The sequence below is a fragment of the Candidatus Woesearchaeota archaeon genome (assembly GCA_016180285.1).
In the GTDB taxonomy this organism is placed as follows: domain Archaea; phylum Nanobdellota; class Nanobdellia; order Woesearchaeales; family JACPBO01; genus JACPBO01.
In genome coordinates this window covers 1-12,566 of the sequence record JACPBO010000011.1, presented here as the reverse complement: position 1 = coordinate 12,566, position 12,566 = coordinate 1, and the positions used below count along the sequence as shown (strand labels likewise).

General features: G+C 37.7%; 14 protein-coding genes. 9 read left to right on the top strand and 5 right to left on the bottom strand.

Going from position 1 to position 12,566, the window contains the following annotated elements:
* Positions 1-11: 11 nt before the first annotated feature.
* A complete protein-coding gene (locus HYU07_03140) occupies positions 12-629 on the top strand; it encodes a hypothetical protein (protein ID MBI2129212.1) in 618 nt (205 codons plus the stop codon).
* A gap of 81 nt (positions 630-710) precedes the next feature.
* On the opposite strand, the gene HYU07_03135 is transcribed toward HYU07_03140, so the two are convergent.
* Entirely contained in the window at positions 711-2,024 is a 1,314-nt protein-coding gene (locus HYU07_03135; GenBank protein ID MBI2129211.1) for an ATP-binding protein, read from the bottom strand.
* 31 nt (positions 2,025-2,055) lie between these two features.
* Entirely contained in the window at positions 2,056-2,952 is an 897-nt protein-coding gene (locus HYU07_03130; GenBank protein MBI2129210.1) for a hypothetical protein, read from the bottom strand.
* A gap of 268 nt (positions 2,953-3,220) precedes the next feature.
* Between HYU07_03130 and HYU07_03125 the strand changes: the two genes are divergently transcribed.
* From HYU07_03125 to HYU07_03100, 6 genes are all read left to right on the top strand, one after another.
* On the top strand, positions 3,221-4,495 hold the full coding sequence (locus HYU07_03125; GenBank protein ID MBI2129209.1) for a hypothetical protein: 1,275 nt from the start codon (positions 3,221-3,223) through the stop codon (positions 4,493-4,495).
* Between the two features lie 124 nt (positions 4,496-4,619).
* The gene (locus tag HYU07_03120) at positions 4,620-6,311 is read left to right on the top strand and encodes a glutamate--tRNA ligase (protein MBI2129208.1); all 1,692 of its coding nucleotides are present in this window, start codon (positions 4,620-4,622) and stop codon (positions 6,309-6,311) included.
* A gap of 56 nt (positions 6,312-6,367) precedes the next feature.
* Positions 6,368-6,610 carry a DUF2683 family protein gene (locus tag HYU07_03115; protein MBI2129207.1) on the top strand — a complete coding sequence of 81 codons (243 nt, stop codon included), beginning with the start codon at positions 6,368-6,370 and terminating at the stop codon, positions 6,608-6,610.
* Position 6,611: 1 nt separating this feature from the next.
* Positions 6,612-6,878, top strand: a complete 267-nt coding sequence (locus HYU07_03110; protein MBI2129206.1) for a hypothetical protein — start codon at positions 6,612-6,614, stop codon at positions 6,876-6,878.
* A gap of 50 nt (positions 6,879-6,928) precedes the next feature.
* Complete coding sequence (locus tag HYU07_03105; protein MBI2129205.1) at positions 6,929-7,138, top strand: hypothetical protein; 210 nt, start codon at positions 6,929-6,931, stop codon at positions 7,136-7,138.
* A 15-nt stretch (positions 7,139-7,153) separates the two neighbouring features.
* Positions 7,154-7,660: a hypothetical protein gene (locus HYU07_03100; protein ID MBI2129204.1), complete on the top strand. Its 507-nt coding sequence runs from the start codon at positions 7,154-7,156 to the stop codon at positions 7,658-7,660.
* A gap of 70 nt (positions 7,661-7,730) precedes the next feature.
* Here HYU07_03100 and HYU07_03095 read toward each other — a convergent pair whose 3' ends face one another.
* Together HYU07_03095 and HYU07_03090 are read right to left on the bottom strand one after the other, a co-directional pair.
* Positions 7,731-8,240 carry a hypothetical protein gene (locus HYU07_03095; GenBank protein ID MBI2129203.1) on the bottom strand — a complete coding sequence of 170 codons (510 nt, stop codon included), beginning with the start codon at positions 8,238-8,240 and terminating at the stop codon, positions 7,731-7,733.
* A gap of 1 nt (position 8,241) precedes the next feature.
* Positions 8,242-8,772: a hypothetical protein gene (locus tag HYU07_03090; protein ID MBI2129202.1), complete on the bottom strand. Its 531-nt coding sequence runs from the start codon at positions 8,770-8,772 to the stop codon at positions 8,242-8,244.
* 167 nt (positions 8,773-8,939) lie between these two features.
* Between HYU07_03090 and HYU07_03085 the strand changes: the two genes are divergently transcribed.
* The gene (locus tag HYU07_03085) at positions 8,940-9,347 is read left to right on the top strand and encodes a hypothetical protein (GenBank protein MBI2129201.1); all 408 of its coding nucleotides are present in this window, start codon (positions 8,940-8,942) and stop codon (positions 9,345-9,347) included.
* 54 nt (positions 9,348-9,401) lie between these two features.
* On the opposite strand, the gene HYU07_03080 is transcribed toward HYU07_03085, so the two are convergent.
* Positions 9,402-11,036 (bottom strand): TCP-1/cpn60 chaperonin family protein, encoded by a 1,635-nt coding sequence (locus tag HYU07_03080; protein ID MBI2129200.1) that lies wholly within the window; start codon positions 11,034-11,036, stop codon positions 9,402-9,404.
* 335 nt (positions 11,037-11,371) lie between these two features.
* Here HYU07_03080 and HYU07_03075 point away from each other — a divergent pair.
* The coding region (locus HYU07_03075) for a hypothetical protein (protein MBI2129199.1) at positions 11,372-12,566 on the top strand (1,195 nt) is incomplete at its 3' end.

The following is a 12,566-nucleotide window of genomic DNA, read 5'->3' as shown; positions in this document are numbered from 1 at the left end:
TTATTGATAATATGAAAGATCAATTGGTTGAAAAACTTAGTGATAGAATGAGTAAATTAAAAACCTATGATAGAAGTAGATTTCTTCAAGGAGCATATAAACAATTAACAATAAGTCATAAAGGAAGACAAACAAATGGCGAGTATCGAACTGCAGTAGATAACTTACATTATGAAAGTGAAGATAGAATTGGCTTTATGTTAAATTTTATTGATGCCTTGAAACAATATGGATTACCAAATCATGCTCAAAGATTACTTAACCAAGAAAGACTTAATGAAACATATGAAAATTGGAAACATACAATCAGAGAACTTCAGAGAGTGGATCCAAATTGGGCTGAATATGCTGTGTTACATCCACAATGGGGAGGCGTACAATTAGATGTAGGAGGTTACAGAGAATGTAGCCCATTCAGTACAAGCATAGTTTTACGGGATGGTTCATATGGTGGAGATTATAAATTATATGAAGCACTACCGCTCTTTGATGGAATTGGACTTCAAGAGAAAGGAAATAGCGATGATGTTCTTGGTTGGTTAAGTCTTGATGATGCATTAAATCTCGGAAAAGCAACAGCAAGTAGAGATCCAAAAAGGTTTGAATCTGTGTTAGAAAGAGTTATGTGATTAAGTCCCCTTCTAAAAAATAGCCGACTTCTGAATTGCATTTCCAATACTTATTAACACCATAAAAATCACCTTAAATCATCAAAATATCTTTTTCTCTTCCTTTATCGCCTGCGGCGCAGACCCGCCATGCCACGTGAACCTTGGCCTTATTTTCATAGGATAGATCCTCTCATTGCTGTCGTCAACAACAATGGCAGACCCCTGCACTCTGGGCAGGTCATTAAGAAATTTGTCCAGGCCTTCTCTCATATAGCTCTGCATCAATGTTCCAAGGGCATCCACATCAATCTTTGCAGTTACCCTGTGGCTTATTATAATGTCCGCCTGTGTCATCACATCTGTATGGATCTTTCCAGGCTGCTGAGAAGCCAGAATCAATGAAATGCCTGGCTGTCTTCCTTCCCTTAATATTGTAATTAAGGGGTCAGTTGCAACTGTCTTGCCTTTATTCGGCAAAAATTCATGCGCTTCATCAATGACCAGCCATACAAGCGGCATCTCTGTTTTTTCCTCTTCCTCGCTGAACAAATGCATTGCTTTGTGTATTGACTTGTACTCCTCGCCTCTTCTGTAAGTCATTCTCTGTATGAACAAATTCTGCGCAACAAGCCCTATAACCAATGATTTTATATTCCAGCTTCCTGGGACTGTTGCGTAGCAGCTTACATCAAGAACTGTTACTCTGCCTGCAATTGCAAGATCTTTTAAAGGCGTTCCTTCCTCGCTGAACAATCCCCATTCTTCGGCATTCATAAAGCGGTTCATCGCAGCATACCTGTCATTCAAGTCAGTTTCATCATCTTCTTTTATTTTCTGCGTAATGTCTTTCAGCGAATAATTCTCTTTTTCCTTTGCAAGCAAATTTATATTGCGCTCTATTACAACTCCTATTGGGTCTGTTGTCTTGACATCAAACACAGTGCACCAGTCAACTGAGCTTAATTCAGAAGGCTTTATTGAAAACGGAGCATCTGTTGGAATTCCTTTTTCCTTATATTCCTTGTAAAAGCCAACTGGCGTGAAAATCTGCACATCTAAGCTTTTTGCTTCAATACCCCACTCTTTCAATAATTCTTCATCCTGCTGATTTGGGTATTTCATAGTCCAGTAAATGCCCATTGTGTCAAGCATTATTATGCTCAGATTCTGCCTTACTTCCTGAGGCATGTCAGATATGCCTTCTGCGATAACGCCCATCGAGTAGGACTTTCCGGAACCTCTTTTGCCGCATACAAAAACAACATGGCTCCTCGCAACATCAAGATAAATTGGATTTGATAGTGATGTTAATTGGCCCATCTTGACATATTGCTTTCCGAGAAATACTGTTCCCTTTAAACCAAAGTGTTTTCTATCCTCCTCGCTTCTTCCAAGAACAACATCATAAGGCATATATACACTCAAAAAACCTTAATATAAATATTTATCGAAAAAAACAAGGCTTAGCAGGCTCATATCTCGCATAAGCTGCATCAATGCCTTTTACCAAATGCAGCGGAATGCAGTAGAATTTGCGCAGCAATCTTTCTCCCGGAGGCATCACATGAACAGTTACAAATCTATAAACAAGATTTGTACGCAGCATTTTGTAATCAAAATTTGTTTTAAACTCATGATTTTTGTCTTCTGGCTTTACATGGCCAATATAGCCAAATTCATTGAATTGTTTTATCTCAAAATCATGCTTGCCCGATCCATTGTAATTCGTTAATGTTGCATTGAAGCTGTCTCCTCTCTCAATCCCTTTCCACTCAATTTCATCATTGCCCCTTAAAACATAATAAACATCATCTGTTCCAGGTTTTTTTGCAGTAAGCCATATTTTTCTAAATTTTTCAGGGACTTCTGTTAAAAATTTAACTTCTTTCTTATAGTGCGTATGCTTAACGCCTGTCTTTTCCTCGCTTAAAACTCTGGCGCAGAATACATGGCCTATTTTTTCTATCTTTTCCTCTAAAACTTCTGTAATCTTAAATCTGTACCTGCCAAAGCCAAAATCATGTAGAGAAATATTTGGCGGCAAACCTTTCAAATCCACTAATCCGATTTTACCTTTTTTTAAAAGTTCAAAAACGCCATAAGTCATGCCTTTTTTGTCCATGTAGCTTTCTAAAATGCCCCTGGGGATGATGCCGCACATTGGCTCAACCAGCTTTCCATCCTGGATTATTGGCTGCGCTATGCCAAAGAATTGGTCTCCGGCTTCTATTTTGATCCCTTTTCCAATATTGAGATCAAGAACCTGATGCTCTTTTAGTATTCTCTCTGCAAGGTTCTCTTCTCTAGGTCTTTCACTTTCCCCAGCAGCTTCAGAATCCATTTTGATGCCGGAAATGAAGTGTTATTTAATAAATTTTCTGTCAAAAACCACTCACCATAGAGGGGTGGCATTTAGCTACATTCCATCACATCAGGTGGTTTTTGAGCATGCTCAGAATTTTTTACATACAACAAAAGTTGGCTTTCTGCCACCAGTCAAAAACTGGATGGAAAATTCTGACATTTTTAAAGACAGCATATCTTTTGTAACTACTTTTTAAGGGTAAAAATAGAAAGATTTATAAATATGCGCTTATTTAAATCATTTTATGAAGCTTTTAATCAAGAGAGACCGAAATTTTTTGAAAGTAACTAATGGAAAATTAGAATCAGATAGCGATATACCGAAAAAATTAAAGATCCCCAGAGTAGTTATGCCTGACTCGGTTTATGCATTTGAGCAAAGAGGCGATGATGATTTAATTATTGCGGATTCGGTTGACTACAAAGAAATAGACGAACATCTTAGTAAACACCCCGGAAATCCTAATGACACTATACCGGGAATCTGGAGTGGCCGGAGGTCAGTTTTAGTTAATGATAGCGGTACTTTATACAAACTGAAAGGAGTTTCTTTAGACCCTAAAAATCCCAAAGTTATAAATTTCAATAGGAGAGAGTTTGAAGTTTTTGGGGGCCAACCGACACAGTCAGCTGAATTTGAAAAGCAAATGTCAGACAGATTTAATACAGTCTTGCGAAATGAGGGCATTGATCTTCTAATGACCTGCGAAGGATACTGGCATTATCCTACAAAAGTGAAGGGAGAGAGCTTCTCTGCTTCCATTATCAAGGTGGAAGGCGATACAAGATTAGATGAATTTATGTTTTTAATTGAAAATCTTTTTAACAAGAAGCTTCCTGATGGAAGATATTCGAGAAATTCAGAAAAAGAAAGAGCAGTTATAAATATCACACACTTATATTCTGATATGGGGTTTATTGTAGGACAATTAAAAAGCCTCATGGATAGAAGCGGCCAAACATGGAGCTGCGATAATGAAAGAAGCAATGCTCACGTTGGCAACATGATCCTTTATAATGGAACAGGCAAGGTAAAGCTGGGATTTGGCGATTTTGATGCTTCTTGCGATGCTAATGACTTTTCAGAATCAGAGCTAATAGAATTGCAAAAAAGAGAATACGAAACAATAAAAAATAGCGCAATGCAAGGGCCAATAAGTTTAAGGACGGTAGTATCTTCGCTTTTTGAAAATGATGGCGAAAATACAAAATATATAATTTATCCTCACTTTAGAAACGCTTTTATTGCAGGATTTGAACGTGGATATGGAGCAGGAACCTCTCGTTTAAGAGTAAAAAATACAATTGATTTTGGAAGATTCTTGGAGATTTTTAAAGCATTAAGAGACACATCATTTAGTGCTGAAACTTTTGTTGGAAGCTGTAGTACACTAGAAGATGTAATTAAATCTGCTGGGCATTATAACAAAGATTATAAGGGATCTTATAACAAAACTCTAAATCCCTATGACATCTTGTTTAACAATAAGATCTACCAAAATTACATTAATAATTTCTGAAGTAAAACCACATAAGACTTCTATAAATGATTTACTAAAAATATATTGAGAATAGAAATCAACAAAACCCACAAATAAACAATTTATAGCAAACTTTAAATATATCCATAAAAACAAAAACACTATGGATATAAAGCAATCAGTCTACAAATACGCGCTTCAAAATGCCCTTAAATTCGAAGGAAAAGCAAGCCAGGGGGCAGTTATTGGGAAAGTTCTTGCAGAGCATCCTGCATTTAAGCCAAAGATCAAGGAAATAGCAAAGGAGACTTCTGAAGTTATAAAAAAGATCAGCAAAATGGGCTTGGATAAGATAAGAGAAGAGCTTGAAGTCCTTGCTCCTGAATTGCTGGAGAAAAAAGAGAATGTGAAAAAAGGGCTGCATGACCTTGAAAAAGCAGAAATGGGCAAAGTTGTCATGCGCCTCGCGCCTTATCCGTCCGGGCCGCTGCACATTGGCAATGCAAGGCCGGCAATACTTAATGATGAATACGTAAAAAAATACGAAGGAAAATTACTGATGATCATTGACGACACAATCGGCTCAGAGGAAAAGCAGCTGATCAAAGAGGCATTTGACCTTATTCCAGAAGGATTAAGATGGCTTGGCATTGATTTTGAGCCGAGCATAATCTACAAGTCAGACAGATTAAGCATTTATTACAAATATGCAGAGGAATTGATCAAAAAGGACAAAGCATATGTCTGCTTATGCCCGGCAGAAGAATTAAGGAAGAACAGGGAAAACAGCAACGAATGCGCGCATAGAAAAGCATCTGCGCAGGAAAATCTTAAAGAATGGAAAAACATGCTGGCAAAATACAAAGAAGGAGAGGCAGTTTTAAGGCTGAAAACCTCAATGCAGCATCCAAATCCTGCATTCAGGGACAGGGTTTTGTTCAGGATTTCTGAAAGAGAGCATCCTAAAGTTGGAAAAAAATACAAAGTCTGGCCAATGCTTGAACTGTCGTGGGGCATTGATGACCATCTTCTGGGTGTGACTCATGTTATAAGAGGAAAAGAGCTGATGATTGAAAGCGAAATGGAGAAGTTTATCTGGGATATTTTTGGCTGGCAGCATCCTGTTTTGATACATACTGGATTATTGAAATTGGAAGGGGTGAAGATAAGCAAATCAAAGTCCAGCAAGGAAGTTTTGTCCGGGGAATACAGGGGATGGGACGACCCAAGAACATGGAGCCTGCAGTCTTTAAAAAGAAGGGGCATAAAGCCCGAAGCAATAAGAAACTTTATTTTGAGCTTCGGCATGACGCAGAGTGAAATAACAGTTCCGGTTGATATTCTTTATTCTGAAAACAGGAAACTGATTGAAAAAGAAGCGAACAGGTACTTTTTTGTGGAAGACCCTAAGAAAATAAAAATAGAAAAAGCGCCGATACAAGTCTGCGAGCTTGACCTGCATCCTGATTTCAAGGAGAGAGGCGCAAGGGAATTTAACACGTACACTGAATTTTACATTGCGAATGATGATTTCAGGCAATTGAAGGAAAATAAGCTGTACAGGCTTATGGACTGCCTTAATTTTAAAAAAGTAAAAGATAGATTTGTTTTTGAATCGTTGGAATACGAAAAATACAAGGATAGAGGCGAGAGGATAATGCACTGGCTGGCTGCCGGGAAAGATCTGGTTAATGCAGAAATTCTTATGGATGACGGATCAATTAAAAAAGGGCTTGCAGAAAAATCAGTAAATGATCTTGGCGAAGGCACGATTGTCCAGTTTGAAAGGTTTGCATTCTGCAGGCTGGATAAAAAAGAAAAGGACAAGTTTGTGTTTTGGTTTGCGCACAAGTGATTCTAAAAGCAAAACATTTATATACTCAACATATATATTAAATATAGGTGATGTATATGGTGCAGGCAATGATCCAAATTTCGGAAAGTGTAAACCAAATACTGAATATTGTAAAAGCGAGGTATAACCTTAAAGATAAATCTGAAGCTATAGAAAAGGTTGTAGCTGATTATGGGGGAGAACTTTTAGAGCCTGAACTAAGGCCCGAATTCATAGAAAGGATGAAAAGGGTAGCAAAAGAGAAAACCATAAAAATTGGCACTCTTGAGAATTTCAGAAAAAGATATGGCATGAGCTAATATGTACTCTTTTGACATTAAAGACAGCTTAGACAAAAAACTAAGCAAAATTTCTAAGAAAAACCCCAAGCAGCTTGAAATAATACATAAAAAAATCGAGGAAGTAATTCAAAATCCGCAGCATTATAAAAACCTTAAAGCGCCAATGCAGCATCTCAAGCGAGTGCATATGGACAAAAGTTTCATTCTTTTATTTTCTGTAAATGAGCAGGAAAAGAAAGTCATATTTGAAGAGCTCGACCATCATGATAATATTTACCATCAATAATAAGAAACTATTTAAACATACGATGTATGTTAAATTAAAAGGTAATAATAATGACTGAAATCGTTGTCAAAACAAAAATAAAGGAAGTTGCTGACAAGTTCGCAAAGGAGATGCAGAAGGAAGGCGCTAAAAAAGCCATAATAAACATATCAGTTGACTATGCCCCTGCGCTGAGCGCAAAGGTCGAGCAGCTGATCACAGAATCATGCAAAAGGGCAAGAGCCAATGGCCGCAACACTGTGATGGCAAAGGATGTTTAATAGGAGGTGATTTAAATGGAACTGCCTGAAGGTGCACCAGGACCTAAAATATGGAATGATATCATGAGAAAACATTTTAGATTTAAGACAAGCATCAACATAGTTGGAGTTTTAAACGAGGGTGTCGGAAATGAAGTTTTGGAAGAACGATGTGGCTTGTGCAGCTTAACTAGAAAAGGCAGAAATAAAATTTGCCATATGCAGAGCAAAATTGATGATTTCTTAAAAGATGATGAAAATATCCGGGATTATTTAGACATTCAATTTCCTGAACAGGACGAATACCAATTTGATGAGCAAATATTCTCAACGCTTCAATTCAAGCTTGCAGAAGACAACAGGTTCATTAAGTTTCTTTATGATAATGACAGAACAGTAAGAGACATTGCAATGACAACTGGATATACTGGTGCTTTGGTCTATATGGCAATCTCCGCATATATCAGGCAGCATTGTCTAGATAAAGGCCACATGTCTCAAAAAGATGGGAAATGGGTGATTAATGATTTACAGCCTGTTTAAATTTATTTTTAAAGTTTAATTTTATAAGAGATTATGATATCATAAAGAAAGGTGCTAGAATAAATTAAACTCACTCTAGAAACTTTATCTTCTTTTTCACTTCTTCAATCCTTGCTTTTATTGCATTTAATTTCTCCTTGCTCTTCTCCCTGCCCTTTATCTTATGGTAATTTCTTTCAAGCGCCCTTAACAATGACCTTAATTCAGCAGTTTCCTGTTTGGCAAACTCTTCTTCAGCAGATATTTTTCTTTCTTTAATTTCCTTATGCAGATTCAATTCATTTTCAAGATAAGCAATCCTGTCTTTTAATTGGTTTACAACAGCAGATTCCCTTTGCTGGTTGTAAAGAACACTCTTTTCCTTCTCAACAACATCAAATATTTTGTTTTCAAGTTTTTTTAATTCTGCCAAGAATACTGGCTTTTCTTTCACAGCTTTTAATTTTGAAATATGCCTTTTTAAGCCTTCTCTTGACCTCTCCCTTTCCTTTATTTTAGCGCCTGCCTTATATAAATGCCTGAGAAAATGCTTTATTCTCGCTTTGTTTATGCTTGCATTTATAGCTTCATCAGAATTCATCTTAGAATCCAAATGGCCTTTTCTTTTGCTGCCCGAAACTTGGCGGTGGAGGAAGGTTTGAAATGTCCATTGGCCTTGGAGCCTGGCTTCCAAACGGCGCTTCCCTAAGTGAAGGGCTGAAAGCCGGCAGTTCTTCTGATTCAATATTCATTCTTGGAATTGGCGGCGGCGCTTGAGGCTTAGATCCGCCTTGCTTTGAAATAAAATCCTCAATCATGTCTGATATTGAAACCAGGCCTTCTGCAATCAATTTATTCTGCTCAATAACCTTGTCAAGCTTTTCCAGAATAGGGTCGATCTTCCTTACAGCAAGATCCTGGTCTTTATCTTCCAGCCTCATTTCATCTGTTGCAGACTTGAAAAGCTCCAGCAAGCCGCCAACTGACCTGTTAAGGTCATTCACAGAATTCATCAGCTCCTTTCCTGACGGAGCATTTACAATCGGATTTTGCTTGATCTCATCAACCTGCCTTTTAAGATTCATCAGTTCGCGATGCGGCATAAGATCATAATCCTCATTTTCCTCAGCCATGCTAAACACCTCTTTTTGACATTATAAAATCTAATTATTGTGGAATTAAGGGGTAAATGTATATAAAGATTTCGTTTTGAGATTTATAGAACAAAATCTTCCTACGCAATACTTCAAAATGGTCAAAATAGAAAAGAATATAAGCATATCCTCGCTTCTAATCCCGCATGGAAGAACCATATGCGAATAAGGATCTGGCAACATATTTTTTTCACGCTAAGACGTCGCCACATGACTGTACTGACGGTGAAATAAAAAAATGCTCGCATGAAATGAGCATAATTGTCAATTATAAGCATAACATAAACATATATTTCCGTCGGAACGGCTTTTTAGATGATTTGGACATTGAGATTAGCGAAGCAGATAAGGAAATTATCGAAATAATCCTGAGTGAAGGGCTAGATGCTGCAAAGAAATTTGTTGCTGAAAAGCGCAGCAATATAACGCAAAGAAGAGCATGGAAAGCACCGCAACAATATAAAAAAGAGTCGATGGCAAAAGAAGCAGGTGATAATTCCTGGATAGATGAGAATTCAATAGATGATACGGTGAGGATACTGGAAAGAGGTTGATTATTTCTTAAATTTGCATCTAATTTTTTAAAAAGAAAATGTAAAAAAATAAAACTAGTATTCAGGCATCTCGCCGCCCATTCCAGGAGGCATTGAAGGCCCTTTAGATCCGCCGCCTGCAGCAATAACATCGTCGATCCTCAATATCATTACTGCAACTTCTGAAGCTGAGCTTATTGCCTGTGTTTTGATCTTCAAAGGCTCTATAACGCCCTGCTCGAAGGCATCAACAACCTTTGCCTTGAAAACATCAATTCCTGCCCATTTCTGCTTCTTGTCATGAGCTGCCTTAAGCTCTGTTAAAATGTCAATTGGATCAATCCCGGCATTCTCTGCCAGCGTTCTAGGAATGACTTCAACAGCATTTGCAAATGCATTGACAGCCAACTGCTCCCTTCCGGACAATGATTCGGCGTATTTCCTTAACTCACGGGCAAGCTCTATCTCAACTGCGCCTGCGCCTGCCACAATCTTTTTGCTTCTCAGCACAGCTGCTGTGTCGCCGATAGCATCTTCCATTGCCCTTTTAACTTCATCTACAACATGCTCTGTTCCGCCTCTGATCAAAATAGTTACGGACTTGGGATTCTTGCAGTCTTTGACATAGGTCATATCTTCATCTCCGATCTTTTTTTCTTCAACTATCCCTGCATTTCCCAAATCATCATTGCTTAGCTCGTCCAAATTCGTGACAATCTTAGCTCCAGTTGCTCTCGCTAAAGCTTCCATGTCGCTTTGCTTTATCCTTCTTGCAGCATAAATTCCTTTCTTGGATAAAAAATGCTGCGCCATGTCATCAATGCCTTTCTGGCAGAATACAACATTTGCTCCGGAGCTTTCTATCTTGCCAACCATCTTCCTGAGCATATTCTCTTCCATATCAAGGAATGCCTGCATTTTTTCAGGGTCTGATATTTCAATTTTGGCGTCAATTTCGGTATTTTTTATTTCCAATGCAGAATCAACTAAAGCGATTTTTGCATTTTTAATCAGCCTCGGCATTCCTGAGTGAACCTTTTCCTTGTCCAGGACAACACCCTGTATTAACTCAGTATCCTCAACAGCTCCGCCGACTTTCTTTTCAAGCTTTACGTTTTCAATGTCTATTATTATATCGCCATTTTCTTTCTCAGCAATTTCTTTCACTGCTTTGACAGTAATGTCTGATAAATGCTCCTTGTCTGTTTCAGCGCCTTTGCCAGTCATGGCCGTTATTGCGATCTTCTTTAATGTTTCAGCGTCATTTTCATCAATTGTTTCAGCAATATTGTTCAGGATGGCTATTGCCTTCTCAGAAGCCAGCCTGTAGCCGCGGGCAATAACCGTAGGATGAATCTCCTGGTCAAGCAGATCCTCAGCCTGCTTCAATAATTCTCCTGCGATAACAACTGCTGTTGTTGTCCCGTCGCCAACTTCATTCTCCTGTGTTTTTGCGATTTCAACAAGCATTTTTGCAGAAGGATGCTCTATCTGCATCTCTTCAAGAATTGTAACCCCGTCATTTGTTATGACAACATCCCCTAAGCTGTCAACAAGCATCTTGTCCATTCCTTTCGGGCCGAGAGTTGTCCTTACAGTTTCAGCAACTAACTTGGCTGCCATTATGTTTGTCCTCTGCGCGTTTCTTCCAGTTGTCCTCTGGCTGCCTTCAGGCAGAATAAAGATCGGCTGTATCTGCTGGTTTGCCATTTTATTTCCCCCCTGATTTTATTTTTAAGATCAAAAAGCTTAGAAAAGGTAAGTAAGTGGTTCTATTTAAGGCTTTTGGTTTTTGTGTTTTTGGCGTTAATTCAATGATATTTTTTCATTGCTGGTTAACATCCACTAACTCTATATTTGTAATCACTTATAAATGATTAGTAAACGAAAATTTTATATATTCAATAGTATTAACAGACACTATGGCTGAAAAAACGCTTGTGGACGTACTTTCCGAAGTCGAAAAACTTGCAAAAAGTAAAAAAACCAGGGAAATAAATCGAATCTTTGTTCGAGGACCGGCACCTTTGGATGGTTCAATTTCGATGCGATTAGAAAAGCAGGAAGTAAATTATGATGTTGGGGCTTTAGAAGATGTCGCATTGGGAGCAATAGCGGATTATGTTTTGCATTCCATTGATCCTGCGCATAAAACCACACTTCTCAAGAACACAAACTTTACAGGCACAATGCTTTTAGACGGAATTACATCATATCTGCCAGCTTATAGCTTGCTCAAATGCATGCCAATAAAAAAAGAAGATGTGCTATTTTATTTTAAGGACCCCTTGAATACTGAAGCTATAGTGGACTTGCTGCATTCTGCTGATTTGCATCAGAAAATAAGTTTAAAAGCGCTAAAAACTAAAAGAGGTTCAGATATAACTGAACTTTATTTGGACAATACCCATGCGCTAACAATTGAAGACTATGCTATTTCATTGCCTTATTTCAATCTTGCAGAAAATGGAAGATTGAAAGAGGGGTTGCAGGCTGCAATAGGGCTAGTTACACGAATACACCAAGATGCTCTTTTTAGAAGAGATATAAGAAAAGTTTATTTTGCGCAATATCAGCCCATATTCAAGCTGATATTTCCTGAATTATTTGAAGATAGAATGACAGACTTTTTAAGAAAGATACAGGAATTGGTCAGAACTAAAAAATTACATGAAAACCCGGATTTCAAGGAAACTAGATTGTCAAAATTAAACGCAGATTATAAAAAATATGCATTTGATAAAAATAATCTGCCTGAACATCTTGAGTATATTGTAGTATGCCCTGATAAACAGGAAGCTTATATAAGATTTGGCTCAAAGTTTGATTATGAAAGAATACAAAAAATGCTTAGGCCTTTGAATTTTTCTATGTCTGATGATGAGAAAAGCTTGTTTAAGCGTGAAAAGTTTATTAAAAAAGGCGGAGCTTATAGAAAAAAATCACTTAGAACCAGCTTAAAAGAAAGGAAAATTAATGACCAGTATGGCTCAAGTTTAGTTGCACTCGAATCAGGCAGTATTATAAAGCTCTATCTAAGCCAAGATGATGCCACATTTGAACGGGCAGCCATGATATTTTGCAAAATTTACTATGGCAGATTATTTTATACAGGGCTTGTTCCTACTTCAGAGATTAGCTCGGACATATCAAAAAATGAAAGAATGTTCATTAACTCAATTGATATGCTTACTAAGCTTTATACAACCTTTTTGCAGGTAATAGAAGAAAAACAAAGAT